Below are 25,689 nucleotides of genomic sequence, written 5' to 3'. Positions count from 1 at the left end.
ACCCACACTACTTGTTGGGAGCGCGCTTTGGGCAGGGCGGCGGTGGCTGCCGCCCCGCCCAATCAGGTCAGTTCCCCGCGTAGGGCGACACCACGACGTCGACCCGCTGGAATTCCTTCAGGTCCGAATAGCCGGTGGTCGCCATCGAGCGGCGCAGCGCCCCGATGAGGTTGGAGGTGCCGTTGGTGTGGTGGCCGGGTCCGAAGAGGACTTCCTCCAGGGGTCCCACGGTGCCCACGTTGGCGCGGTCCCCGCGCGGGAGCTCCGTGTGGTGGGCTTCCTGGCCCCAGTGCCAGCCCTTGCCCGGCGCCTCCTCTGCCCTCGCCAGGGCGCTGCCCAGCATGACGGCGTCGGCGCCCATGGCAATGGCCTTGACGATGTCACCCGAGGTGCCCATGCCGCCGTCGGCGATGACGTGCACGTACCGGCCGCCGGACTCGTCCATGTAGTCGCGGCGGGCGGCCGCGACGTCGGAAATGGCTGACGCCATGGGCGAGTGGATGCCCAAGGCGCGCCGCGTGGTGGTGGTGGCGCCGCCGCCGAAGCCCACCAGCACACCGGCCGCGCCGGTCCGCATCAGGTGCAACGCCGGGGTGTAGCCGGCCGCGCCGCCCACGATGACGGGGACGTCGAGTTCGTAGATGAACTGCTTCAGGTTCAGCGGTTCGTGGTTCTTGGAGACATGCTCGGCGGACACGGTGGTCCCGCGGATGACGAAGATGTCGACGCCGGCGGCGACGACGGTCTTGTAGTGCTCCTGGGTGCGCTGAGGGGTGAGCGATCCGGCCACGGTGACGCCGGCCTCGCGGATCTCGGCCAGGCGGGACGTGATGAGTTCCGGCTGGATGGGCGCACGGTACAGCTCCTGCATCCGGCCCGTCACGGCGGGGCTGTTGACCTCGTCCTGAAGGGCAGCGATCTCGTCCAGCACGGACTGCGGATCCTCGTACCGGGTCCACAGGCCTTCCAGGTCGAGGACGCCCAGGCCGCCGAGCTTGCCGAGGGCGATGGCGGTCTGCGGGGACATGGCCGAGTCCATCGGAGCGGCGATCACGGGCATGCTGAACTGGTAGGCGTCGATCTGCCAGGAGACGGAGACGTCCTTGGGGTCGCGGGTGCGACGGTTGGGGACGATTGCAATGTCATCCAGGGAGTAGGCACGACGCCCACGCTTGCCACGGCCGATCTCGATCTCATAAGTCACTGCTCTAGGTTATCCCAGCAGCTCCGGTGGCCGGTCCCGACTGCATGCAAAGGGGCAGCGCTGCCCATGGAGGAACTACCGGACTACCGCGTAGCCTTGGGCAGGGGGATTCGGTGAACGCTCCCCGTGCCCACCTTCCGAGGAGAACCAACCATGGCCACTGGTCTTGACGGCGCTGGCAGCCGATGATGAAGCAGACCTCGGAGTCCCTGCCAGATGCCTCAAGGACATCCCTCCCGCAGGCTGACCGGCACGAACAGGGCCGTAAAGGTGCGGCCGGCGTAGTAATCGTTAACGGTGACGACGCGCAGCCTGCACCGGCGGCGCTGAGCCGGGAGGACCGGCTGCGCCAGGGACTGGGCTTGGTTCCGGCATGACACATCACAATCCCTTTCCCCCAGATGCGCCCGTCCACTCCCTCGACCACTGGCTGTCTCCGGAACTGGCTCGGATCAGCCCGCCAAACGCTCCGTCCCGGCTGCGCCAACTGGCTGACGCCCAAGGTACCCGGGCCGCCGGCTGGAGCAGCGCAATCGCCGGCGGTCCCGTCCTGGCTCTCGCGGGCATGTTTTTTGCCGTCACGTCGGGGAACCCTGCCGCAGCGCTCGTACTGGTCCCGCTGGGAGCCGTCCTGATGCTTTCGGGCCTCTTTGGATGGAAGCGTGCCCGGGCCGCGCTGCCCGCCACCGACAGGGTCGTGATCAGCCGTGGCCCCGGATCCGCCCGTGGTGGCGTCGCCATGGTGTCCGTACTGGCAGTAGCGCTGGGCGCGATCATGGTCCTCTATCTGCCCTCAGCCACGGCCAAAGGCAATGGTGCGGCAACAACACCCGTGGGAGCCTTCGTACTCATCCTGTTTCTCCTGGTCGCATGCATCGCGGTCCCGTCAACAGTCATGGGCCGCGCCCGGCAGTCGTTCCGGGAACGGGTGCAATCCAACCCCGGGCTACGACGGGCAGTTGACGAAGACTTGGCCCTCTTGCGCGATCCTCATGGCAATGCCGCCTACGGACCGCTCTGACAACCGGTCAGCAGGATTGTGATGGATAGGCGCTGGATCTTCGACGGTCATATTGCAGGTATTGGCACTGCATCCGGGCTCCGCGCCGTGGTGGGCATCTGGCAGGACTCCCCCTTCGGTTCGTTCGCCGATGTCATGGTGCAGCAACCCTCGGGGCACCGGCTGCTGTTGGCACCCCGGCCTGATGTGGCAGAGTTCATCGCGGCCACCTACACGTTCGATGAGGTGCGTTTGGTTGAGGTCTCCGCCGTGCTGGGTGATCGGGCAGTACGGGTCGACGCCGGCCCCTTGGCAATCCGGGCCGTCACCGGCGCGAGGACTTTCCTGGGTTCAGCTTTGCGGGCCGTGCCACGGCGCCTTGCGGTGGATCCGCGCTGGCTTTCGGCCGTCAGTCCGCTTGCCGCTTTGGCGGCCCCGGGTGCCCGCACCTACGGCACGGCGGGCAGCGGCAGGACGGAGTACTACGGGGTGACGGACCTGCACCACGTCACCTCCGCCGACGTCAGCTGGGAAGGCTCCGACGCCGGGACGCTGGCTCCCATCCGGCCCGCCGTGACGTTCGGGTTCAGCAGCGTCCCGCCCCGGCCGAGTGTGGCACGGGTCCGCACCACCGTGGTGCAGTCCTAGGTTCCGGTTGGTTCCTCGACAGTCAACTGGGATTCGAACATCCTGAAGTACCTGCCGCGGAGGGCCACCAGTTCTTTGTGCGTGCCCTGCTCGACGATCCTGCCGTCTTCCAGCATGTAGACGACGTCGGCCTTTTCGATGGTGGCAAGCCGGTGGCTGATGGCAATGATGGTGCTGTCGCGGTCGGCGAAAAGGCGGGTGAAAATCCTGTGCTCGGCAAGGGCGTCGATGGCGGACGTCGGTTCGTCCATCACCATGAACGAGGCATCCCGGTAGAAGTTCCTGGCCATGGCCAGCCGTTGCCACTGGCCGCCGGAGAGGCCGCTCCCCTTACGGCCGCGCGGGTCCTCCATCCAGTTGCTGACGTGGTTGTCCAGCCCGTTGGGCAGTTTGTTGATGAACTCCAAAGCTTCGGCGTCTACTGCCGCCCGCCGGATGCGGCCGTCGTCGCGCCGGCTGTCGACGTCGCCGAAGTAGATATTCTCCGCGGCGGTGGCGAACTCGTACTTCAGGAACTCCTGGCTGAGGACTGCAAGGTGCCGGTGCCAGGAGGTGACGTCGACGGCGGCGAGGTCCACGCCATCGAGCAGTACCTGTCCGGAGTCCGGGCGGTAGAGGCCGGCGAGGATGCGGATCAGGGTCGACTTTCCGGCGCCGTTCTCCCCCACGATGGCGATGTGCTGGCCGCGCCTGATGGTGAGGCTGATCCCCCGAATCACCTCGATATCGCTGCCCGTGTAGGTAAAGCGGATGTCCTTCAGTGCGACTTCCTGCGGAGCCTCCAAGAGGGGCGGTGCGTGTTCCGCGTGAACGGGCATCCCCATGAAGGTCTCGTAGTCCGTCAGGTTGGCCAGGTCTTCGTCAATGGAACTCAGGGAGGACACCAGGTTGTTGGCGGTGGACAAAGCGCGGCTGACGATCTGCTGGACGTAGAGGAATTGGCCAACGGGCTGGGCCCGGGCGATAACTTGGCCCACCACCCAGATCAGCGAGACCACCTCGGCGCCGTACTGCAGGGCGTCCGCGGCCAGTTGCCTGGGGATGTAGCGCCGCTGGTAATCGAGCCGGCGCCGTTCGTCCGCGTCGCGGAGGCGGGAGCGGAGGTCCATGAGGAAGCGGACGATACCGTAGAGCCGCATCTCTGCGATGTGCTGCGGGCGGAGCAGGTTGGTTTCGATCATTCGGCGCTGGCGGCGTGAGTCCACCTGGGTGTTCCAGTGCGCAATCTGCTCCCTGGAGAGCTTGAACTGCAGGTACACGCTCGGAACGATGGCCACCAGCACGATAACGGCGATCCACCAGCTCACCAGCAGCAGGGCACCGATGGCCAGGATGACCGAGACCAGCTGCGTGAAGATCGCGGCGATCCGGTCCAGGACGCGGGCGTACGAGTCCGAGAACCGCTTGGCGCGGTCGTAGAGGTCTACCGTCTCCTTGTCGTCGTAGCGCCAGAATTCCAGCGCAAGGAAGCGCTCGTACATTTGGTCGCCCACGATGGCGCCCACCTTGAAGCTCATCAACTGCTGGATGTAGCGGTCAACGCTGCTGAAGGCGCCCCAAAAGAGGCCCAGCGCCGCGGTGACCACGACGTAGATGATCGCCAGGCGCCCGGCTCCGGCGTCACCCGCATATGCAGCAGCCAACGCCGTGGTGGTCCTGGACGCAAAGTAGGTGGTGACCAGGGGAAGGACGGCTGAAATCAGCGAGCCGAGCACCTTCATGATCACTGCCCCTGGGGACGCCCGGAAACTGACCCTGAGGACCTGGGCTACGGCGCGGGCGTAAGGCCTGATGGCAAGCCGTTTTTGCGGGTCGCGTTTTGGGGTGAGTTCCGCCGGATGGCGCGGTTGGGACATGGAATCAGCCTAGTGCCGGCACCGGTCTAATCGGTCAGGACGAACGTTCCGCTGAGGGACGGCAGACGGGACCTGGACCGACAGCACGAACGGTCTTGCGAAGAATTCGTCCCGGACGGGGTCCCCTTCCGGGAGGTCGTTGAGGTCTATGAGGTTGGCGTCGTCCGGTTCCCACGGCGGGAGGTCTTCAATGCCTGCCGGTTCACCCTGGAATTGGACGGGCATTGCATGAGTTCCGGCCGGCAGGGTTCCTGGTGGCCAGTGGGTTGGTTGGGGTCGTGTTGTTCGGGTTTGTAGTGTCTGCCGGTGGGTGAGGTCCAGCCGGGTGGTTCATTCTTAGTGGCCGGGTCGGGGGTCCAGGTGGTGTGGTGTTTGAGGCGGTGGTGTTTGGGGCAAAGCTGGGCCAGGTTGCCTACGTCTGTTCTGCCGCTGTGGTGCCAGGGGGTGAGGTGGTCGGTGTCGTTGTCGGGGGTGTGGTTGGTGCAGCCGGGGAAGGTGCATTTGCCGTCCCGCAGCCGGATCCATTTCTTGAGGGTCTCCGGGAGCCGGTAGCGGGTGCCGCCGATTTCCAGGGGTGCCCCGTCGCGGGGGTCGACCAGGACCCGGTAGAACGATTCCGCCCCGCCGGCGACGAGCCTCCTCGCCATGGATGCCGGGATCGGCCCGAATCCGTCCAGCACCGCGGGTTCCTCGGTGAGGCCGAGCAGTGAGAACACCGGGACCGTGACCAGGACGTCCGCCCGGGGTGTGGGGATCATGCCGCTAGCACCGGTATCTCCGGCAGCTTCACCCGGGGTGGTCGTGTTTCCGGCGCCGAGGAGCAGGGACGCGGCGACGTCGGCGCGGAGCTGGGTCAGGGTCCGCTCATCCGTGGGGTTTTGGAGGCCGCGGGCGGTGGCGGTGCTGCGGTTCCAGATCGCGCATGCGGTGTCCCCGGGCAGGTAGAGCGCGAGCCAGGCCATCCCGTCCCGGTCCGGGGCGTAGTCCATCCGCCGGTCCGCCACCCCCTTGGCGTGGCGCTTCTCCAAGGACTCGGGGTGGTGGCGTTCCCGCCAGGCCCGGACCTTCGCCCGGAACCGGGACGGGACAAGCTCACCGGGCGCGGCGCCTCGGGCCGGGTGGGGCGCGTCAGGGTCGAAGAAATGCGCCACCAACGCGGCCGCCCCTGCAGGGGTGAGGCCTTCGGTTTCGTCGGCCACGATCCGGGCGTGCTGCCAGGACATGTCACCCGCAGCCAAGGCTTCAAACACCGGCGGCAGCGAGCAGACCCGGCGGGACTGCTCCACCAACGCCCCGGCGGCGGCGGAGCTGATGGTGAGGATCCCGGCGATCTCCTCCACCGCGGACATCTCCGCGAACGTGCGCTCCTCCACCGGGGCGTCCGGCGGAAGCAGAGCATGCTGGATGTCAACGCACTCGGCCACATCGCGCGCCTTCACCGCCGCCAGCTGAGCTTCCAACCTGGCCACAAGCTCCAGCCGTTCCAGACACAGCCCATACCGCCGCTGCAACACATCCACGGAAACGCCGGCATGAAGGTCAGACGTCAGGGAAGCGTCCTCCAGAACCAGCCCGCTGAGCGCAGCAACAGAGGCAGAAACACCCTCCATCACCACCGCCAGATCCGCACCGATTCCCATGGAAACATCATCCAGCGAGGGTCTGACATTCAAGGACGACGACGCCTGGGCGGAAAACAAAAGGAGGCAGGGCCGAAACCCTGCCTCCTTTGTTGGCTCCTGTGCCTACCGCGAGCCGTAGTTCGGTGCTTCCACCGTCATCTGGATATCGTGCGGGTGCGATTCCTTCAGCCCGGCGGAGGTGATGCGGACGAACTTGCCTCGGGCCTTCAGCTCGGGGATGGTCGGCGCGCCGGTGTAGAACATGGTCTGGCGCAGGCCGCCCACCAGCTGGTAGGCCACCGAGGACAGCGGGCCCCGGTACGCCACGCGGCCTTCGATGCCTTCCGGGATCAGTTTGTCGTCGCCGGACACATCGGCCTGGAAGTAGCGGTCCTTGGAGTACGACGTGTTCTTGCCGCGCGACTGCATGGCACCGAGCGATCCCATGCCGCGGTAGGACTTGAACTGCTTGCCGTTGACGAAGATCAGCTCGCCCGGAGACTCGTCGCAGCCGGCCAGCAGGGAGCCGAGCATGACGGTGTCGGCACCGGCCACCAGGGCCTTGCCGATGTCGCCGGAGTACTGCAGGCCGCCGTCGGCGATCAGCGGAACGCCGGCCGGGATGGCCGCCTTGGCGGACTCGTAGATGGCGGTGATCTGCGGAACACCCACACCGGCCACCACGCGGGTGGTGCAGATCGAGCCGGGCCCAACGCCCACCTTGATGCCGTCGGCGCCGGCGTCGATCAGTGCTTGGGCGCCCTCGCGGGTGGCGGCCTGGCCGCCGATGATGTCCACGTGCGCGGCAACAGGATCGGACTTCAGCCTGCGGATCATGTCCAGCACACCCTGGGAGTGGCCGTTGGCGGTGTCCACGAACAGGGCGTCAACCCCGGCGTCCACCAGGGTCATGGCGCGCTCCCAGCCGTCACCGAAGAAGCCGATGGCTGCACCCACGCGGAGGCGGCCTTCGTCGTCCTTGGTGGCCAGCGGGTACTGTTCGGCCTTGGTGAAGTCCTTGGTAGTGATCAGGCCCTTGAGCCGGCCCTGCTCGTCCACGAGCGGGAGCTTTTCGATCTTGTTGGTGGCCAGCTTGTGGGAGGCTTCGTCGCGGCTGATCCCCACGTGGCCGGTGACCAGGGGCATCTTGGTCATGACGTCGCTGACCAGCCGCAGGGGGAAGTCGGATTCCGGCACGAAGCGGGTGTCGCGGTTGGTGACGATGCCCAGCAGGCGGTTGTCCTCGTCCACCACGGGAAGGCCGGACACGCGGTAGTGGGCGCAGAGGTCATCCAGTTCCCGCAGCGTGGCCTCGGGGCGGATGGTCAGCGGGTTGGTGATCATGCCCGATTCACTCCGCTTGACCCGGTCAACCTGGTCGGCCTGGTCGGCGATGGAGAGGTTGCGGTGCACCACGCCCAGGCCCCCCTGGCGGGCCATGGCGATAGCCATCCGGGATTCCGTCACGGTGTCCATGGCGGCCGACAGCAGGGGGGTCTGCACGCTGATCCGCTTGGAGATCCGCGATGAGGTATCGGCCTCGGAGGGGATGACGTCGGTGTGGCCCGGCAGGAGCAGGACGTCGTCGTAGGTCAGGCCAATGAAGCCAAAGGGATTGTGTTCGGGCTCGGTCATGAGTGCGCCTCTTACCTTGGTTGCTGGGTCACGGGTAGGGGTTGCAGCCGATGACCAGCCCGTTATTACGGAACTGGCCTGTGCAGACGTTCCTGCGGGACCACCGTGGGATACGGCGTTCCGGGGGCAGAAAGTGTTGACTAAATATTAGAACCTCCGGCCCGATCCCCCTATTCCAGGCCCGCAATGTGAGCAACCGCACTCAGCTCCATCCCGTTGCGGCCAGCAGGCGTTGCTCGAACATGGGGATCATGGTCTCCACGTAGGTCCGGGTCAGGTGGTTGTCGTCCTTGTAGACGTAGACGTTCCCGACGACGGCAGGGCAGACGCCGCGGGCGCAGATGAAGTCGCTCATGTCCATCAGGTGGAGGCCCGGCACCTTGCCGCGGTAGTTTTCCAGCGGTGAGGGCTCCACGAGGGACTCGGCCAGGGACGGGTTGCAGGCCGGCGCTTCAGCGCCGTTGCGTTGGGCACACTGGGGCATGTTGAACGTGAACCTGGGGTTGTCCCTGATGCCCACGATCTCGATTCCCGCCTCGGCGAACGGAGCGACTCCTGCAAGGTAGCCGGGCACCTCCGTTTCGAAGGGCGCGTCCTCATGGGTCAGCGACGCCACCGTGAAGACAGCATCCGGACGATGTTCCAGGACGTAGGCGGAACTGGACCTGTTGTAGGCGTTGCATTCCGCGTTGCGGGTTTCCGATTCCGCGCCGAACCGGCAGGCCGGCATGAGCAATGTCACCAGTTCCCAACCGCGTGCAGCGGCCACCGGAGCCAGCGCGGCAAGGTATTGCTGGGCATGCGAATCCCCCAGCACCACGATGCGTTTGGTGGCCGGTTCTTCCGGCAGCTCCTGGCGGCACCCTTCCAGGATGGGGTCGTCCGTGGCGTTCGAACCTGTACAGGGCGAGTCGATTCCGGCCCAGTCGTTGTCCAGGGCAGTGGGGCCGGGAATGGTCCTTGCCCGGGGAGCCGGCACGTTTTCGTTCTCCGGGGTGAGCGCCAACGCACCCGGCGTCAGCTCCCGGGGCTGTGCCGCCGTCGCGCTTTCCTCCGCGGTGAGCGATGTCTGCCAGACGGCGACGGGACCGGCCAGCAGCGCACCGCAGGCAACTATGACGACGGCGGTGCGCCACGCCCGGAGCTTGGGCCAGTGCCAGTCGCGCAACGGTTTTTCAACGAAACGGGTGGTAAGGAAAGCCAGCACGACGGCGGCGGCAACGATCCCGAGGCCCTGCTTGAGGTTCGGCGCCTCCACCCCCGTGGCCGCCAGCGCCAGCACCAGCAGGGGCCAGTGCCAAAGGTAAAGGGCGTAGGAGTTGTCGCCCAAGGCGACGGCCGGGCGGCTGCTCAAGAGCCTGTCCACGCCGAAGCGGCTGCCGGACTGCCCGGCGACGATGATGGCAGCGGCAGCCAGCGTGGGCCAGAGTGCCACATAGCCCGGAAAGGACCTGTCGACCGTGAGGAGCAATCCGCACGAGACCATGCCGGCGAGCCCCGCCCAGCCCAGGACCACCCTCAGCGCGCGGCCCGGCCGGAGGTACGGCAACGCCAGCGCCAGCAGCGACCCGAGGGCAAACTCCCAGAGCCTGGCGCCGGTATCAAAGTATGCGTAGGCCTGGTTGGTGGCGGTCTGGTCGATCGAGTAGGCCAGCGACGCGGCGAACACCGCGCCAAAAACCACGGCCAGCAGGCCCCGGTAGGCCGTGCGGCCCAGCAGGGGAATCCGGCGGACGGCGGGCAGGAGCGCGGCGGTTGCGGCGAAGGTCAGCGGCCACAGGATGAAGACCTGCCCCTGGATGGACAACGACCAGAAGTGCTGCAGCGGGCTGGCTCCTGCGTGGTCCTGGGCGTAGTAGTCCACCGCGGCGTCAGCCAGCAGCCAGTTCTGGCTGTACAACAGCGAGGCCCAGGCTTGGTCCAGGACCTGCGGCCATCGGCCCTGGGGCAGGATCAGCCATGTGCCGGCCAGCACCCCGAGGATCACCACGACGGCGGCCGGCAGCAGGCGCTTGAAGAGGTGCAGCCAGTGGGCCATCAGCCGGAAGGGCTGGCCGGACTCTGCTTTGCGGACGAAGGAGAGCGTGAGCAGGAAGGCCGAGATCAGCAGGAAGACATCCACCCCGCCGGACACGCGTCCCAACCAGACGTGATAGGCCACAACCATGAGGACCGCCAGTGCACGCAAACCCTGGACCTCCGGCCGGAAGGTCGGTTTGCGGTCGCGGCCGGGGGCGGGTCCCGGTGGCTCCGGCGCCGTCCGGGTTCCTGTCTTCGACACTCCAAAACCCCTCACGCCGCCGGCCAGCCAAAACATTAAGCCTACGCACCGGCGTTTGGAAGGGCCAATCCAGGGTCCGGCGCGAACTAAGCTGGGCCGAGGTGTGGAAGGGAGCCGGCGTGATTGTCCAATTGCGGATTTGCGTGCCCGGAGAATTGTCCGAGGTGACGGTGAAGACTTGCCGGGACCAGCTGGGAACGGCGGGCGTGGCGGTGGTTCCCGGCGCGTCCGTGGTGCCGGCGGGCGACGTCATCGAGGTCCAGGTCGCCAGGGAATCCGTGGAGGAACTCCTGGAGAAGCTCCAGGTCCTGAAGATCCGCGACGTGGGATCCGTTGCCATGACGACGCCGGAATTCGTGCTCTCCAGCAGTGCTGACCGGGCGGAGCATGCCGCGCCCGGGGACGGCGCGGACGCGGTGATCTGGGACGACGTCACGCGCCAAACCGGCGAGGACTCCAGACTCACGTGGAACTTCCTGGCCTTCCTGGTGCTGGCGACCCAGCTCGCCGGAATCGGCATCGTGACCGATTCGCCCATTGCAATTGTGGGTGCCATGGCGGTGGGTCCGGAGTTCGGGCCGCTGGCCGCCCTCGCCGTTTCGCTGGCCACCCGGCAGTGGAGGCTTGGCCGCCGTGCTGCCATTGCCCTGGGTGTCGGGTTCCCCGTTGCCATGCTGCTGGCGGCATTGACTGCATGGCTGTCCATCCCCTTGGGCCTCTTTCCGCGGGATGCCCTGGACACGGGTTCGGCCGTCGAATTCATCTACCATCCAGGCCCTTACTCACTGATCGTTGCCGTCCTGGCGGGTATCGCGGGCATGCTGTCGATCATCGGCCGGCGCTCGGCAGCACTGATCGGCGTGTTCATCTCGGTGACCACGGTCCCGGCTGCAGGGTACGTTGCCGTTGCCTTGGTGCTGGGTGAATACCCAAAGGCGGCCGGTTCGGCCCTGCAGCTGTTGCTGAACCTCGTCGGCATTGTCGTGGCCGCCGTCGCGGTCCTTCTCTTCTACCGGCTGGTGGCCAGGCGGCGGCCCGCGGCAGCGGCACACAGCGTGCAGGGCCAACGGAGCGGCCTCCGCCACTGATCGCCCGGCAACTGCGCAGCCCCCGGGATACGGTCCGCTAGGGACGCAGCAAGGCGCGCAGGGTCCGGATGGTGTCGGCTTCGGCCGGGGATTTATCGTCCCGGTAGCGCTTCACCCTGGCGAACCTCAGGGCGATCCCGCCCGGGTAGCGCGGTGACTGCTGGACCCCGTCGATGGCGATTTCGACGACGGTGACCGGCTCAACCCACACGGTGCCGGCGGTGCGGCGCACCTCGAGCTCCTGGAATTTCTCCGTCTGCCAGCGGAGCAGCTCATCGGTGAGCCCCTTGAAGGTCTTCCCCACCATCACGTAACCGCCTGGTTCGCCGAAGTCCCCGTCCGGGTCCAGTGCGCCGAGGTGCAGGTTCGACAGCAGCCCGGTCCTGCGGCCCGACCCCCACTCCCAGGCAAGCACCACCAGGTCGTAGGTGAGCACCGGCTTCACTTTCACCCAGTTGGATCCCCGCCGTCCGGCAGCGTAGGCGGACCCGACGGCCTTCACCACCACGCCCTCGTGACCCGCAGCCAGCGCGTCGCGGGACACCCGTTCAGCCACCTCCGGGTCCGCCGTGATTTCGCCCGGGATCCGATGGGCCGGGGCAATCCGTTCCAACGCGTCGATGCGCACCGACAACGGTTCGTCCAGCAGGTCCCGCCCGTCGATGTGCAGAACGTCGAAGAACCAGGGGTGCAGCACCGTTTCCCGCACGGCATCCGCGCCGAACCGGGCCATGGTTTCCTGGAACGGCCGCGGGCCGCCGTCTTCGTCGAGGACCAGGGTCTCGCCGTCGAGGATCACATCCTGCACCGGCAGCCCGCGGACCAGCTCGACCACCTCCGGGAGGCGGTGCGTGACATCGGCGAGGTTGCGGGTGTAGATGCTGACCTCGGCGCCGGACCGGTGGACCTGGATCCGGGCGCCGTCGAGCTTGTATTCCACCGAGGCTTCCCCCGTGGTCTCCAAGGCTTCGCCGGGGCTGGCGGCCGTGGCGGCAAGCATGGGCTGCACGGGGCGGCCGACGACGAGGCCCACCGCCTCCAGCTCGGCCGCGGTCCCGGTCATGGCGAGCAGGGCGGTCCCACCGAGATCCCCGGAGAGCATCGCGGCGCGCCGTACGGCAGCGACGGGCCTCTCCGCAGCGCGGGCCACGGCATCGGTCAGGACGCCGTCGAGGGCGCCGGTGCGCAGCTCACCGAGCAGGACGCCGGAGATGAAACCCTGCTCCCCCGCCGTCGCAGCCCGCATCAGGTTTCCCAGCGTCGCGGCGCGACCGGCCGCCGAACCTGCCCCCGCGGTGGCGAGAATTGTGTCCAGGGCCGCGTCGAGGTCGGCCACAGTGAGGCTTGCTTCCAGGGCCGGTTCGGCCTTCGAAGCCGCTACGCTGCGCCACCCGACGCCAACACGGCCCTGCCGGGGCTTCGCCGCCAGCAAGCCCACCGCCGTCGGAATCTCAGCCGGCTCAAGCCGGCGCAGCAGGTCCGCCAGTGCATCGACCTTCGCCAGGCGGGAGCGGGTGGACGCCACGGCGTCCGAGGTCTTGACGAGCTCGAGGAGCAGCATGGCACCATCCTGCCACGCGCCGGTTCCCTGCTCTGGACAGCGCCCAGGACCCCTCCCACACTGGACGCATGGGATTCATCGTGGCAAACCTGTTCATCACACTCGACGGCGTCTACCAGGCTCCCGGCGGCCGGGAGGAAGACACCTACGGAGAGTTCGCCTTCGGCGGCTGGCAGGCACCGGTGTCCGACGACGAGGCCGGCGCCGCCATCGCCGCAGAGATTGGCCGCATGGATGCCCTGCTTCTCGGCCGGCGGACCTACGACATCTTTTCGGCCTACTGGCCGCACCAGGCAGGGGAAATTGCTGATGCACTCAACCGGGTACCAAAGTTCGTGGTCTCGCGCACCCTGTCCACCCCAGGCTGGGCCGGCACCACCGTCCTGCCGGATGAACGGGCTGCACGACGCCTCCGGGACGAGTACGGGCAGGTGCACATGTTCGGCAGCGGCGTCCTGATCCGCTCGCTGCTGGCTGCGGATGTGCTGGACCGGTTGCACCTCTGGCTGTACCCGGTCACGCTGGGCCAGGGCAAACGCCTGTTCGACGCCGGCACCGTCCCGGCGTCGTACCGTCTCGCCGAGCCGGTACGCAGCTTCCCGAAAGGGGCGGTCTCGCTGGTGTACGAACGGGCGGGCGGGGTTGAGACGTCGGAGATGGCCGCAACCTGACCCGCGGCCCCGGGTGCACAAAAAACCGGCCCAGCAGATGCTGGACCGGTTTTCTGCAGGGGAAGACGGGCAGGTCAGTGGCTGTGGCCTGCGTGCTCGTCCTCTTCGGCCGGCTTCTCCACGACAAGGGTCTCGGTGGTGAGAACCAGGGCGGCGATGGAGGCCGCGTTGCGGAGGGCAGCACGGGTGACCTTGACGGGGTCGATGACACCGGCAGCGATCAGGTCCTCGTACTCGCCGGACTTGGCGTTGAAACCGTTGTTGGTTTCGAGGTCGGCCACCTTGGAGGTGATGACGTAGCCGTCGAAGCCGGCGTTCTGGGCGATCCAGCGCAGCGGCTGGACCAGGGCGCGGCGGACGATGCCCACGGCAGCGGCGGCGTCGCCTTCGAGTGCCTTGACGGACGGGTCCTCATCCAGTGCCTTCAGGGCGTGGATCAGGGCCGAGCCGCCACCGGCCACGATGCCTTCTTCGAGCGCAGCGCGGGTGGAGGATACGGCGTCCTCGATGCGGTGCTTCTTTTCCTTCAGCTCAACCTCGGTGGCAGCACCCACCTTGATGACGCCGATGCCGCCGGCCAGCTTGGCCAGGCGCTCCTGGAGCTTTTCACGGTCCCAGTCGGAGTCGGTGCGGGTGAGCTCGGCGCGCAGCTGCGCGACGCGGGCCGCGACGTCTTCGGCCGAGCCGGCGCCGTCGACGATGGTGGTGTTGTCCTTGGTGACGGTGATGCGGCGGGCGGTACCGAGCACCTCCAGGCCGACGGTGTCCAGGCTCAGGCCCAGTTCCGGGGACACAACCTGTGCGCCGGTGAGGGTGGCGATGTCCTGGAGCATGGCCTTGCGGCGGTCACCGAAGCCCGGGGCCTTGACGGCCACGACGTTCAGGGTGCCGCGGATGCGGTTGACGATCAGCGTGGACAGGGCCTCGCCGTCGACGTCCTCGGCGATGATGAACAGCGGCTTGGAGCTCTGCAGCGCCTTTTCCAGCAGCGGCAGGAATTCCTGGATGGAGGAGATCTTGCCCTGGTTGATCAGGATCAGGGCGTCCTCGAGGACGGCTTCCTGGCGTTCCGCGTCGGTGACGAAGTACGGGGACAGGTAGCCCTTGTCGAACTGCATGCCCTCGGTGAGGACCAGTTCGGTCTGGGTGGTGGAGGACTCTTCGATGGTGATGACGCCATCCTTGCCCACCTTGCCGAAAGCCTCGGCGAGGAGTTCGCCGATTTCGTCGCTCTGCGCCGAGATGGCGGCAACGTTGGCAACCTGGGTGCCCTCGACGGGGCGTGCGTTCTCCAGCAGGCGGGCGGCGACGGCTTCAACCGAAACCTCGATGCCGCGCTTGATCTGGCCGGGGGCAGCACCGGCGGCAACGTTGCGCAGGCCTTCCTTGACCAAGGCCTGTGCCAGGACGGTGGCGGTGGTGGTGCCGTCACCGGCAACGTCGTTGGTCTTGGTGGCGACTTCCTTGGCCAGCTGGGCGCCAAGGTTCTCGTAGGGGTCGTCCAGTTCGACTTCGCGGGCGATCGTGACGCCGTCGTTCGTGATGGTGGGGGCGCCCCACTTCTTGTCCAGGACGACGTTGCGGCCGCGGGGGCCGAGCGTCACCTTGACGGTGTTGGCGAGCTTATCGATGCCGGCCTCGAGGGCCCGGCGTGCAGCGTCGTCAAACGCAAGCTGCTTTGCCATGGTTTTGTCCTTTCAAAGACAGAAACCCCGCACTGCCGGCCAGCATAAGCGTGGCCGGCGGCACGGGGATCCGAAAGAGTTACTTGACGACGATCGCCAGGACGTCGCGGGCGGACAGCACGAGGTACTCGGTGCCACCGGTCTTGACTTCGGTTCCGCCGTACTTGGAGTAGATGACGACGTCGCCGACGGCCACGTCGACAGGAACGCGGTTGCCGTCTTCGAAGCGGCCGGGGCCTACTGCAACAACTTCGCCTTCCTGCGGCTTCTCCTGTGCGGAGTCCGGGATGACCAGGCCGGAAGCCGTGGTCTGCTCGGCTTCGAGCGGGCGGACAACAATACGATCCTCAAGAGGCTTAATAGAGACCGACACTCGGACCTCTCCTTTTCGTCAGCAAATTCGTGGACTGGAAAGCTTTCCGCCGTGGCTGGCAAACCGTCGTCGCGGTGCCGGCAGCAGCCTGGCTGGCAGCTCTTCATGTGTTAGCACCCTCCGGGGGAGAGTGCTAATTGAAACTCTATGTAAGGGTTAGCACTCGGTCAAGGCGAGTGCCAGTTTTTCGTCATCGGCGTATTCCGTTAAGCACGGTTTCGGGACCCGCAACGAGCCTCAGGCAGCTTCAGCGGCCCAGATCGTCGAAGTCCACGTCTTCGCCGCCGTCGGCATCGCTGCCACCCTGTTTACGGCCCCGGAACAGAACCCAGCCCGCAGCGGCTGCGGCAAGCAGGGCGGCCACGAGGAAGAAGATGCTCCCGGCCCGCGCGCCGTCGTACAGTCCGCGGATATCGCGGGCTTCCTGCGTGTTGTCCGAGATGTCGTTGCCGCCCACCGAGTAGACGGTGGCATTGAAGGTGTCCAGGACAAAGATGATCACCAGGAGCGCGATGCACACCAGTGCCACCACGGCGGCGGCGATCAGGACCGGGCGGGCAAACCGGGCAGGTCCCCGTTCCTTGGGGTCGTGTTCGCCGGTGTCCCCGGGGGCTGCGGTTTCATCCATGGTGTCCACACTATCGGCAACCCGGCATCCGCTCCTCCACTAGGCTGGAACCCATGGCTCACGCTCCCCAGGACCAGATTGCACCGCTGCTGACCCCCGAAGGCTGGGAGCTGCTGGCCTCCCTGGGCCCGTACCGGGACGAGGATTCCTTCGAACTCAACTCCGCGCTCCGGAAGGCCGGCCATCCTGCCGGGCTGGTCTCCGCCGTCCTGACCCAGTCACGGCTGCGCACCAAGGCCGAGGCGAAGTTCGGTGAGTTCGCCCGCCAGATGCTCTTCACCCAGGCAGGCCTGGAGCAGGCCACCCGCCTGAACGTCGCGGCGCGCCACGCACAGCGGTTCGCCGCCGCCGGGATCAGCCACGTAGCGGACCTGGGCTGTGGCCTGGGCGCCGATTCCCTGGCCTTGGCATCCCTTGACCTCAACGTGACCGCCGTCGAAATGGACGAGACCACCGCGGCCTGCGCCACGGTGAACCTGATCCCCTTCCCCAACGCCACCGTGGTGCACGCGGATGCGGCAGCCGTGCCGCTGGAGGGAGTCGACGGCGTGTGGCTGGATCCAGCACGCCGGGTCACCTCCACGTCCGGGACCAAGCGGATCTGGGACCCGGAGGCGTTCTCACCGCCGTTGTCCTTCGTTGAATCGCTCGCGGCGTCAGGAAAGGCGGTGGGCGTCAAGATGGGGCCCGGCATGCCGCACGAATCCGTGCCCGCCGGCTGCGAAGCCCAGTGGGTGTCGGTAGCCGGAGACGTCACCGAGGTAACCCTGTGGTTCAACGCCGTCAGCAGGCCGGGGGTGCGCCGCGCCGCCCTGGTCCTTGGCCCGGAAGGTGCGGCCGAACTGACCAGCGGCAACGATTTCGGTGCAGGCCCCACGGCACCGGTGGGACCGGTGGAGGGCTACCTGTACGAACCCGACGGCGCCGTGATCCGGGCCGGGCTGGTGGCGGATGTCGCGCTGGAACTCGGCGGCCACCTGGTGGATGAGCACATCGCCTACATCTGTGCCCCGGAACTCGTGGCCACGCCGTTCGCCCGCGCCTACAAAGTGCTGGAAGTCATGCCCTACAACGTCAAGGCGCTTAAAGCCTGGGTGAAGCAGGAGGGCATCACCGTGCTGGACATCAAGAAGCGGGGCACCGCCGTCACCCCGGAAGAACTGCGGAAGCAGCTGCTGCCGGGCGGAAGGGCGGCCGGCAAGGGTGCCGGCAAGAAGGCCGCCGGCAAGGCCGCCACCCTGGTCCTGACCCGGATTGGCGAGGACCGGGTGGCCGTCGTGGTGGAACCCGTCCCGACCGGCATGCCCTAGGGCCAGCCGGACGGGCCGCCAGTCCGCTACTGGGCGCGCATGAACTCTTCGGCGGCCCGCACCTGCTCCGCCGTGGGCCGCACCCCCGTGTACAGGACAAACTGTTCGAGCGCCTGGATGGTGGCCACCTCGGCACCGGTGATGACCGGCTTGCCGGCTGCACGGGCGGCCCGGATCAGCGGCGTTTCGGCGGGCAACGCCACCACGTCGAACACCAGGCGTGCAGCTTCGATTGCCTCCGCCGGGAACGCCACGGTGTCCGCTTCCGTCCCGCCCGCCATACCGATGGGCGTGACGTTGATGATGAGGTCAGCCGTCCCGCCGTCGAGCGCTGCCCGCCACTGAAAGCCGTACTGGTCCGCGAGCGCCCGGCCGGAGGCCTCGTTCCGGGACACGACCGTTACATTGGCGAAGCCGGCGTCCCGCAAGGCCGCCACCGTGGCCTTCGCCATCCCGCCGGATCCCTGAACCACCACGGAGTAGCTGGTGGGGACCTCGTTGGAGGCCAGAAGCTGCTCAATGGCCGTGTAGTCGGTGTTATACGCCTTGAGGTGGCCATCGGTGTTCACGATCGTGTTCACGGAGTCGATGGCCTTGGCGGAGGGGTCCATCTCGTCCACCAGGGCGATGACGTCTTCCTTGTAGGGCATGGAGATGGCGCAGCCCCTGATGCCCAGGCCCCGCACGCCGGCGATGGCCTGTTCAAGGTTGGTGGGCGCGAACGCCTTATAGATCCAGTTCAGGTCCAGTTGCCCGTAAAGGTGGTTGTGGAACCGGGTCCCGTTGTTGCTGGGGCGGGCGGAGAGCGAGATGCAGAGGGTCATGTCTTTATTCAGAATGGGCACCCGACCATTAAACGCGCTCCCCCGCCGCTCCCGCTCGCAAATCACGGACTGCAGCCGGTTCCGGCAGGATAGGGCCCGACGGCGGCGGGCAACTTTCCGGGCGCCGTAGCCTTCCCTGCCAGGACGGCGGCGAGGGCGTCGAAGGCGGTGTCGTTGCGGCCGTAGAGCGCCAGCTTGATCGGTGCGTTGGAGTCCTGCAACGGCCAGGGCGCGTCCAGGGTTACCGCGATGTCGCCTGCTCCCGGTTTGCCGCCGAAGCCGATGAGGTTTACCACGGGGCCGGATCCGACGGCCAGTCCGGCACGGGCGGCAGCGGCTTCGAAGCGTTCGCGGTCACCCGGGCCACCGCCCTCCACGCGTACCGAACCCGGCACCAGCGGTCCGTGGCAGGGGCCGGAGAGGACTGTCACGGCGGATGCCGAGACCTTGGCTGACAACGCGGCGCCGGTTCCGGCCGGCGCACCCGCACCCGGGATTCCCGCGGGGGCCGCTGTGCGCGCGTGCCACATCATCATCGTGGCAACCCGCCTCGCGGCGTCATCGAGCCGCGCGGCAGGGAGGGTTCCCGCTGCCAGGGCCTGCAGGATGGCGGCATGCGCCTGTTCAACGTCCTCGGGCATCAACAGCAGGTCGGCGCCGGCGGCCAAGGCCTTCACGGCGGCCGCGCCGGCCGGATACTGCTTCTCCACGGCACCCATGTTGAGGGCGTCCGTCACCGCTACGCCCTGGAATCCCAGGTTCCGCAGCGCCGCGTAGCTTGGCGCGGAGAGCGATGCCGGCACGCCGGGCTCCAGCGCGGGCACGGCGATGTGCCCGGTCATGACAATCGGCAAGCCGGCGGCTACGGCGGCCTGGAACGGTTTCCAGTCCCTGCCCCGGAGCTCGTCGATGGTGGCCGGCTGGACGGGGAGGTTGAGGTGGGAATCGGTTGTCACCGAGCCGTGCCCCGGGAAGTGCTTGACGGTGGGGAGGATGCCTGCGTCCAGCATGCCCCGGGAGAACGCCACGCCCTGCGCTGCCGCCACCGCCGGATCGGCGGACATGGAGCGGGCGCCGATGGTGGGGTCCTTAGGGCCGATGGTCACATCGGTGTCGGGCGCGAAATCCAGGTCGAACCCCAACGGCAGCAGCTCGGCGGCCAACGCCTTGCCGGCCTCACGGGTCAGGTCCTCGCTGCCTGCGGCGCCGTAGCTCATGGGCACCGGCCATTCTGTGAGCGGGGCGCCCAGGCGGGCCACTGCGCCGCCTTCCTGGTCCACGCCGATGATCCCGGGCCATGGCCGGCCGTCCGCGGCCGCGGCCTGGCGGAGCCGCTGGTTCACGGCCCCCATCGCGGCCACGTCCACCTTCCCCTGCGGGTCGCGCGGGACGTTGTCGCCCATGATGATGGACCCGGCCAGGTGGAGGCGCTGGATGAGCGCCGCGTGGGCTTCCACCTGGTTGCCTTTAAAGAACGGGAGCAGCACCTGGCCGGCTTTTTCCTCTGGCGACATGGCCGCCACAGCCGCCGCGGCGGCGTCCAGGTCCCGCTGCTCGGGGCCCCACCCCAGGGGCCTGGAGCCTGCGTCGGGCGAGGGTGCAGCGGAAGGCCCTGCCGGCGTCGTACTTTCCGCGGCGGATGCGCTGGGCGCAGGTGCCGGGGACGACGGCGGCGCGGCGCTGGGCGAGGCGGTGCAGGAGCCCAGGGCAACGGCTGACAACGCGAGGATCAGGGGGAAGGATTTGGCGGGACTGTGACGCAGCGGGAACGAGGCCATCAGTACGATGCTACCCCTGGACTAGACTTGGACCATCCGTTCGCCTGCCGGCTGCAGCCTGTGAGCGGCACCAGCCAGCGGCAAACCGGACAGTAAGGAATTGTGTGAAGATCGACTTCGCGTCATCGAGGCAGTCAACCCTCGGTGTTGAGTGGGAGCTCGCTTTGGTGGACGGCAAGACGGGCGAGCTCGCTTCCGTCGCCAACCAGGTGCTCCGCGGGGTGTCCTCCCGGCACCCTGAACTTAACGAAGACGATGAACACCCGCACATCAAGCAGGAACTCCTGCTCAACACCGTGGAACTGGTCACCGGGATCTGCGAGACGGCCGCCGAAGCCAAGGAGGACCTCAACCGGTCCGTGGCCGCAGTCCGCGAAATCACCGATCCCATGGGCGTGGAGTTGTTCTGCGCGGGCAGCCACCCGTTCAGCCCGCCGCAGCTCCAACCGGTCACGGACAAGGCGCGCTACGCCAAGCTGATCGACCGGACCCAGTGGTGGGGACGGCAGATGGTCATTTACGGCGTCCACGTCCATGTGGGGCTGGACCGCCGGGACAAGGCGCTGCCCGTCCTGGACGGACTGGTCAACTACTTCCCGCATTTCCAGGCGCTCTCTGCGTCCAGTCCTTTCTGGGGCGGTGAGGACACGGGCTACGCGTCCCAGCGGGCCTTGATGTTCCAGCAGCTCCCCACCGCCGGCCTGCCCTTCCAGTTCAAATCCTGGGCGGAGTACGAGTCCTACGTCCAGGACATGTTCACCACCGGTGTCATCGACACCATTTCCGAGATCCGGTGGGACATCCGGCCAGTGCCGGCCCTGGGCACCATCGAAATGCGCATCTGCGACGGACTGGCCACGCTGGAAGAAGTGGGTGCCATCGCCGCCCTCACCCAGTGCCTGGTGGATGAGTTCTCCACCACCCTGGACAACGGCGGCACCATCCCCACCATGCCGCCGTGGCATGTCCAGGAAAACAAGTGGCGCGCCGCCCGCTACGGCATGGATGCCATCATCATCCTGGACGCCGCAGGCAAGGAACAGCTGGTCACGGACCACCTTCTGGAGACGCTGAACCGGCTGGAGCCCGTGGCAGCCAAGCTGCGCTGCTCCGACGAGCTCGCCGATGTGGAGAAGATCATCCGGCGCGGGGCCGGATACCAGCGCCAGCGCCGGGTGGCAGCCGAAAACGGCGGAAACCTGCAGGCTGTGGTGCTGGACCTGGTCAAGCAGATGCGGAACGGCCCCACCGCCTAGTCTGCTTCTGCGGAAGTCGCGGTCCTTCGGCACGGACACGCCGGCCGCCGTCGTAATGTACGACCACGGGCCCGCCAAAACGCACCGTGGCGGTTCGCTTTCGCAGGGCCCCTGCCGTCAGGCCGGCAGCGATACCGAGGTGACGGGCAGCGACGAATCCGGGGCGAAGCCGATTCCGCTGGGTTCCACGCCGGCCATCACCAGTTGCGCTCCGAGGGCGGCCACCATGGCGCCGTTGTCGGTGCAGAGGTCCAGCGGAGGAACGTGCAGCCGGATACCGGCGGAGGCGCAGCGTTGCCCGGTCAGCTCCCGCAGGCGTGAATTGGCCGCCACCCCGCCGCCCAGCAGGACGTCCTTGATTCCGTGCTCGCGGCAAGCCAGGACGGCCTTGGACGAGATCACGTCCACCACCGCTTCCTGGAATGCGGCCGCGATGTCAGCCACCGGAATCTCCTCCCCGCGCGCCTCGAATTGCTCCACGCACCGGGCCACCGCCGTCTTCAGGCCGCTGAAGGACCAGTCATACCGGTGCGGCCCCGGCTGGTCCGCCGTGCCCATGTACTTGGGCTGGCTCAGTCCGCGGGGGAAGCGGATGGCTTTGGGATTGCCGTTGCGGGCCACCTTGTCGATGGCCGGCCCACCGGGGTAGCCCAGGCCCAGGATGCGGGCCACCTTGTCGTACGCCTCACCGGCGGCGTCGTCGATGGTGGCGCCCAGGAGCTCCACATCGCTGGTGATGTTGTTGATGCGGAGGATCTCCGTGTGGCCGCCGGACACCAGCAAGGCGCCCAGGTTGGCCGGCAGCTCCTGCGTCCTGCCGGTTGCCCGGTCGTCCAGGAGGCCGACCCCAACGTGGGCCACCAGGTGGTTGATCGCGTACAGCGGCTTCCCGGTGGCGACGGCGAGCGCCTTGGCGGCGCAGACTCCCACCATGAGTGCGCCCGCGAGCCCAGGGCCTGATGTGACGGCGATGGCGTCCACGTCGGCAAGGGGCACGCCCGCGTCCGCCAACGCCTGCTCCAAGGTGGGAACGAAGGCGTCCAGGTGTGCACGGGAGGCGATCTCCGGGATGACCCCGCCGAACCGGACATGCTCGTCCATCGAGGAGGAAACGGTGTTGGCCAGGAGGCTGGTGCCGCGGACCACCCCCACGCCTGTCTCATCGCAGGAAGATTCGATCCCCAGGACCAGTGGCTGCGTGCGGTTCATTGCCTGCCTGCTTCCGTTGCGTCGTCACCGGCGGTTTGAGCGGCCAAGGGGAGCCGCATGATCAGGGCGTCCACGCCGTCGCGGTAGTAGCGGGGACGGACATGGATCTGCTCGAAACCGAACCGCAGGTACAGCTGCTGGGCCCGCGGGTTGTCCGCCCGGACTTCGAGCAGGACGTCTGCGGCGCCCCGCCGTCGGGCCTCCCCGATGAGCCGGGTGAGCAGGTCGCTGCCGATGCCGCGCCCCTCGTACTCCGGGACGACGGCGATGGTCTGCACGTCTGCGATCGGTTCGATGCACATCAGGCCGGCGTAGCCCACGATGCCGTCGCTGCCCTCCGCCACGAGGTAGCGGCGTGTTTCCGGCTGGGACAGCTCATCCAGGAACATCTGCACGGGCCAGGCATCGATCGGGAAGAGCCGGTGTTCGAGGAGTCCGACGGCGGGAACATCCTCCAAGGTCATGTCACGGACCGTGATTCCCGCCGGCCGCGGATCCTGCATGGTGTTCACAGTGCCCTCTTCCGTGGTCCGGGGACCTGGGCGTCGGATTCGCGCAGGTACAGGGGGGTGGAGTCCAAGAGGGCCTCGCCGGAAGCCAGCCTGGCGATGGCGAACTGGCCAAGGTACAGCGCGTCCGGCTGCTCGGCCGCGAATTCCGGGTGGGCGTCCAGGACATCGCCGTACAGCCCGGCGCCGGCACCAAATGCAGGCAGGTCCGGCAGCTCCGCGGCGGCACTGACGTGCGGACCGTCCTGGAGCAGGGGCAACTGGCCGTCGGCCAAGCTGTAGCGGGCCCAGTAGACCTCCTTGCGCCGGGCATCGGTGACCACCAGGAATTCCGGAACGGCAACGGTGGATTCGGCCACTTCCAAGGCCACGGCGTCGAGGCTCATCAGCCCATGCAGGGGCTTGCCCCAGACGAACGCAAGCGTGCGCGCCGTGGCAATGCCCGAACGCAGCCCCGTGAACGGTCCGGGGCCGACGCCCACCACCAAGGCATCGATGTCCGCGCCGTTGACTCCGGCCTCGGACAGCATGGCGTCGATCCCGGGGGCGAGTACCTCGGCGTGGCTGCGGGTGTCTGCCGTTGCGAAGCTCGCGAGCACGCTTTCAGGGGCGTCGTCGGACACCAGCGCGGCGCTGGCCACCGCCGAGGTGTCAATGGCGAGGATCAGCATGGGAGTCCCCCTTCAAAACCGCCCAGCGCCGGTGCCGTCGCCCAGCGGGGCCCGTATCCGCGCACCACGATGGTTCGCGGTTCGTCGGTGTCGTCGTCAAAGTCCAGGGCTCCGGACGCGCCGCCCGCGGTGCGGGCGTCACCGGCGGATTCCGCGGCGCCGCCAAGACCGATGGCGCGGTGCAGGTCGATCTCGAGGCGGCTCTCGCTCAGGTGCTCCACCCGGTCATGGCCCCACTCCACCACGGTCACCGACGAGTCCATCGTGTTCTCGAGGTCGATGTCATCGATCTCCGCGGCGGATCCCAACCGGTAGGCATCCACGTGCACCAGGTCCGGGCCGCCGGGACGCGGACCGTCCGGCAGGTTTGGGTGGATGCGGACCAGGACGAAGGTGGGCGAGATGATGCCCGCACGGACCCCCAGCCCCTCCCCCAGGCCCTGGGTAAAGGTGGTCTTTCCAGCGCCAAGCTCACCGGAGAGGACCAGCAGGTCTCCGGCCTGGAGCACCTCCGCCACGCGCCGGCCGAGCGCCTGCGTCTGCTCCGCCGTCGTGGCCGTCAGCGTCACTTCCCAGTTGGCGGCCGGCCGCCCTGTGCCGCTCATGCCGCTCCCGCTTTGCCGGGTACGCCCGCCAGGCTTGGGCTGCTGCCGGCCGGCTGGTCCTCGTTGATGAAGCGGCGCGGAACCCGGGGGCTGATGCGGGTGACGATCTCGTAATTGATGGTCCCAGCCGCCTGTGCCCAGTCGTCAGCCGTGGGACCGCCGTCGGCACCGTTCCCGAACAGCACCGCTTCGGCACCAAGCAGGCTGGAATCCCGGGCCTCCGGCCCAAGGTCGATGACCATCTGGTCCATGGCGATCCGACCGACCACCGGGTAGGTCTTCCCGCCCACGCGGACGGGGCCGCCGGTGGCAACGCGCGGGACACCGTCGGCATACCCCAGCGGGATCAAGGCCAGGGTGCTGGCCTCCCTGGTCCGGTAATGCAGGCCGTAGGAAACGCCCTGCCCGGCCGGAACACCTTTGCATTGGGACACCAGCGTGCGCAGGGTCATGGCAGGGCGCAGGCCAAGTTCCGCGGACGTCTGGCCCTCGAACGGCGAGAGCCCGTAGATGCCCAGGCCAACCCGCACCAGGTCGAAGTGGGTATCCGGCCGGGACAAGGTGGCGGGGGTGTTGGCCAGGTGCCGGACTTCCGGGTCCACGCCCGCGTCCTCGGCAATGGCCAGGGCTTCCCGGAACGCGATCAACTGGTCATCAGTTTCGGGGCGGTCCGGCTCATCGGCCACGGCCAGGTGGGAGAAGATTCCCACCACGCGCAGCAGTCCCTGGTCCTGGTATTCCACGGCTTCGCCCACCAGGCGGTCCCAGGCTTCGGGGGTGGCACCGTTGCGCCCCAGGCCGGTGTCCACCTTGAGGTGTACGCGGGCCGGACGCTCCTGTTCACGGGCCGCGGCCACGATCCGTTCCAGTTCCCACCCCGAGCAGCCAATGTCGACGCCGGCAGCAACCGCGGCGCCAAAGTTGCTGTCGGTGGTGTGCAGCCAGGCCAGCAGCGGTGCGTCGATGCCGGCAGCCCGGAGCGCAAGGGCCTCGGAAATGTGGGCCACCCCCAACCAGGCCGCGCCCGACTGCAGGGCCGCACGGGCTACGGGAACGGCGCCGTGCCCGTAGGCATCGGCCTTGACCACGGCCATGACTTTCGCGGGGGACGCGGCGTCGGCCAGCCGGCGGACATTGTGCCGGATGGCGTCCAGGTCAATCACGGCGGACCGTTCGTGGCGGGGGTCCGGCCCGGAGGCAGCACTGAATTCACCGGTTGTTGCGGGGTAAGTCACCTAAGTGATTCTAGTGCGGGCACTTCGCGCCGAATAATCG

At 67.8% G+C, this 25,689-nt stretch carries 23 protein-coding genes; 7 read left to right on the top strand and 16 right to left on the bottom strand.

Annotation, left to right across the window (positions count from 1 at the left end; all coding sequences use genetic code 11):
* Window positions 1-67: 67 nt before the first annotated feature.
* Window positions 68-1,204, bottom strand: coding sequence for a GuaB3 family IMP dehydrogenase-related protein (locus ACX5I6_RS11380; RefSeq protein WP_018760366.1), 1,137 nt, complete (start codon window positions 1,202-1,204; stop codon window positions 68-70).
* 188 nt (window positions 1,205-1,392) lie between these two features.
* On the opposite strand from ACX5I6_RS11380, the gene ACX5I6_RS11375 reads away from it, so the two are divergent.
* Genes ACX5I6_RS11375 through ACX5I6_RS11365 form a run of 3 tightly spaced genes read left to right on the top strand, consistent with a single transcriptional unit; the run spans window position 1,393 to window position 2,852 of the window.
* Window positions 1,393-1,581, top strand: coding sequence for a hypothetical protein (locus tag ACX5I6_RS11375; RefSeq protein WP_461840542.1), 189 nt, complete (start codon window positions 1,393-1,395; stop codon window positions 1,579-1,581).
* Window positions 1,578-2,225 (top strand): hypothetical protein, encoded by a 648-nt coding sequence (locus tag ACX5I6_RS11370; protein ID WP_461840541.1) that lies wholly within the window; start codon window positions 1,578-1,580, stop codon window positions 2,223-2,225. The genes ACX5I6_RS11375 and ACX5I6_RS11370 overlap by 4 nt, the downstream gene beginning before the upstream one ends.
* 21 nt (window positions 2,226-2,246) lie before the next feature.
* Window positions 2,247-2,852 carry a hypothetical protein gene (locus tag ACX5I6_RS11365; protein ID WP_461840540.1) on the top strand — a complete coding sequence of 202 codons (606 nt, stop codon included), beginning with the start codon at window positions 2,247-2,249 and terminating at the stop codon, window positions 2,850-2,852.
* Here ACX5I6_RS11365 and ACX5I6_RS11360 read toward each other — a convergent pair.
* The 4 genes from ACX5I6_RS11360 to ACX5I6_RS11345 all read right to left on the bottom strand — a co-directional run bounded on the left by ACX5I6_RS11360 (window position 2,849) and on the right by ACX5I6_RS11345 (window position 10,282).
* On the bottom strand, window positions 2,849-4,708 hold the full coding sequence (locus tag ACX5I6_RS11360; protein WP_461840539.1) for an ABC transporter ATP-binding protein: 1,860 nt from the start codon (window positions 4,706-4,708) through the stop codon (window positions 2,849-2,851). The genes ACX5I6_RS11365 and ACX5I6_RS11360 overlap by 4 nt on opposite strands.
* Window positions 4,709-4,854: 146 nt before the next feature.
* Window positions 4,855-6,348 carry an HNH endonuclease signature motif containing protein gene (locus tag ACX5I6_RS11355; protein WP_461840538.1) on the bottom strand — a complete coding sequence of 498 codons (1,494 nt, stop codon included), beginning with the start codon at window positions 6,346-6,348 and terminating at the stop codon, window positions 4,855-4,857.
* Window positions 6,349-6,453: 105 nt separating this feature from the next.
* Complete coding sequence (gene guaB / locus ACX5I6_RS11350; RefSeq protein ID WP_018760372.1) at window positions 6,454-7,965, bottom strand: IMP dehydrogenase; 1,512 nt, start codon at window positions 7,963-7,965, stop codon at window positions 6,454-6,456.
* 202 nt (window positions 7,966-8,167) lie between these two features.
* Window positions 8,168-10,282, bottom strand: coding sequence for an acyltransferase family protein (locus tag ACX5I6_RS11345; protein ID WP_461840537.1), 2,115 nt, complete (start codon window positions 10,280-10,282; stop codon window positions 8,168-8,170).
* A gap of 128 nt (window positions 10,283-10,410) precedes the next feature.
* On the opposite strand from ACX5I6_RS11345, the gene ACX5I6_RS11340 reads away from it, so the two are divergent.
* On the top strand, window positions 10,411-11,334 hold the full coding sequence (locus ACX5I6_RS11340; RefSeq protein WP_461840536.1) for a DUF389 domain-containing protein: 924 nt from the start codon (window positions 10,411-10,413) through the stop codon (window positions 11,332-11,334).
* A gap of 37 nt (window positions 11,335-11,371) precedes the next feature.
* Here ACX5I6_RS11340 and ACX5I6_RS11335 read toward each other — a convergent pair whose 3' ends face one another.
* On the bottom strand, window positions 11,372-12,895 hold the full coding sequence (locus ACX5I6_RS11335; protein ID WP_461840535.1) for an ATP-dependent DNA ligase: 1,524 nt from the start codon (window positions 12,893-12,895) through the stop codon (window positions 11,372-11,374).
* Window positions 12,896-12,963: 68 nt separating this feature from the next.
* Here ACX5I6_RS11335 and ACX5I6_RS11330 point away from each other — a divergent pair, with 68 nt between their 5' ends.
* On the top strand, window positions 12,964-13,566 hold the full coding sequence (locus ACX5I6_RS11330) for a dihydrofolate reductase family protein (protein ID WP_461840534.1): 603 nt from the start codon (window positions 12,964-12,966) through the stop codon (window positions 13,564-13,566).
* 74 nt (window positions 13,567-13,640) lie between these two features.
* On the opposite strand, the gene groL is transcribed toward ACX5I6_RS11330, so the two are convergent.
* The 3 genes from groL to ACX5I6_RS11315 form a co-directional block, all read right to left on the bottom strand.
* Window positions 13,641-15,251, bottom strand: a complete 1,611-nt coding sequence (gene groL, locus ACX5I6_RS11325; RefSeq protein WP_018760377.1) for a chaperonin GroEL — start codon at window positions 15,249-15,251, stop codon at window positions 13,641-13,643.
* 79 nt (window positions 15,252-15,330) lie between these two features.
* Window positions 15,331-15,624: a co-chaperone GroES gene (gene groES / locus ACX5I6_RS11320; RefSeq protein ID WP_003805290.1), complete on the bottom strand. Its 294-nt coding sequence runs from the start codon at window positions 15,622-15,624 to the stop codon at window positions 15,331-15,333.
* A gap of 247 nt (window positions 15,625-15,871) precedes the next feature.
* Window positions 15,872-16,252: a hypothetical protein gene (locus tag ACX5I6_RS11315; RefSeq protein WP_461840533.1), complete on the bottom strand. Its 381-nt coding sequence runs from the start codon at window positions 16,250-16,252 to the stop codon at window positions 15,872-15,874.
* A gap of 53 nt (window positions 16,253-16,305) precedes the next feature.
* Between ACX5I6_RS11315 and ACX5I6_RS11310 the strand changes: the two genes are divergently transcribed.
* Window positions 16,306-17,562, top strand: coding sequence for a THUMP-like domain-containing protein (locus ACX5I6_RS11310; protein WP_461840532.1), 1,257 nt, complete (start codon window positions 16,306-16,308; stop codon window positions 17,560-17,562).
* Between the two features lie 26 nt (window positions 17,563-17,588).
* Here the strand turns inward: ACX5I6_RS11310 and ACX5I6_RS11305 are convergent, their stop codons facing one another.
* Both ACX5I6_RS11305 and ACX5I6_RS11300 read right to left on the bottom strand, forming a co-directional pair.
* The gene (locus ACX5I6_RS11305; protein WP_461840531.1) at window positions 17,589-18,407 is read right to left on the bottom strand and encodes a shikimate 5-dehydrogenase; all 819 of its coding nucleotides are present in this window, start codon (window positions 18,405-18,407) and stop codon (window positions 17,589-17,591) included.
* A gap of 41 nt (window positions 18,408-18,448) precedes the next feature.
* On the bottom strand, window positions 18,449-19,900 hold the full coding sequence (locus ACX5I6_RS11300) for a glycoside hydrolase family 3 N-terminal domain-containing protein (RefSeq protein ID WP_461841702.1): 1,452 nt from the start codon (window positions 19,898-19,900) through the stop codon (window positions 18,449-18,451).
* A gap of 368 nt (window positions 19,901-20,268) precedes the next feature.
* On the opposite strand from ACX5I6_RS11300, the gene ACX5I6_RS11295 reads away from it, so the two are divergent.
* Window positions 20,269-21,420 carry a glutamate--cysteine ligase gene (locus ACX5I6_RS11295; protein ID WP_285248681.1) on the top strand — a complete coding sequence of 384 codons (1,152 nt, stop codon included), beginning with the start codon at window positions 20,269-20,271 and terminating at the stop codon, window positions 21,418-21,420.
* 117 nt (window positions 21,421-21,537) lie between these two features.
* Here ACX5I6_RS11295 and tsaD read toward each other — a convergent pair whose 3' ends face one another.
* From tsaD to alr, 5 genes are read right to left on the bottom strand one after another with little or no spacing between them, the layout of a single operon-like run.
* Entirely contained in the window at window positions 21,538-22,629 is a 1,092-nt protein-coding gene (gene tsaD / locus ACX5I6_RS11290) for a tRNA (adenosine(37)-N6)-threonylcarbamoyltransferase complex transferase subunit TsaD (RefSeq protein WP_461840530.1), read from the bottom strand.
* Window positions 22,626-23,132 carry a ribosomal protein S18-alanine N-acetyltransferase gene (gene rimI, locus ACX5I6_RS11285; protein ID WP_285248875.1) on the bottom strand — a complete coding sequence of 169 codons (507 nt, stop codon included), beginning with the start codon at window positions 23,130-23,132 and terminating at the stop codon, window positions 22,626-22,628. The genes tsaD and rimI overlap by 4 nt, the downstream gene beginning before the upstream one ends.
* Before the next feature lie 5 nt (window positions 23,133-23,137).
* Window positions 23,138-23,809 carry a tRNA (adenosine(37)-N6)-threonylcarbamoyltransferase complex dimerization subunit type 1 TsaB gene (tsaB, locus tag ACX5I6_RS11280; RefSeq protein WP_461840529.1) on the bottom strand — a complete coding sequence of 224 codons (672 nt, stop codon included), beginning with the start codon at window positions 23,807-23,809 and terminating at the stop codon, window positions 23,138-23,140.
* Window positions 23,803-24,414, bottom strand: a complete 612-nt coding sequence (tsaE, locus tag ACX5I6_RS11275; protein ID WP_461840528.1) for a tRNA (adenosine(37)-N6)-threonylcarbamoyltransferase complex ATPase subunit type 1 TsaE — start codon at window positions 24,412-24,414, stop codon at window positions 23,803-23,805. The genes tsaB and tsaE overlap by 7 nt, the downstream gene beginning before the upstream one ends.
* The gene (gene alr / locus ACX5I6_RS11270) at window positions 24,411-25,649 is read right to left on the bottom strand and encodes an alanine racemase (RefSeq protein ID WP_461840527.1); all 1,239 of its coding nucleotides are present in this window, start codon (window positions 25,647-25,649) and stop codon (window positions 24,411-24,413) included. The genes tsaE and alr overlap by 4 nt, the downstream gene beginning before the upstream one ends.
* Window positions 25,650-25,689 lie beyond the last annotated feature (40 nt).

The organism is Arthrobacter sp. MMS24-T111 (genome assembly GCF_054888995.1).
This window is presented reverse-complemented; position numbering and strand designations above follow the sequence as displayed.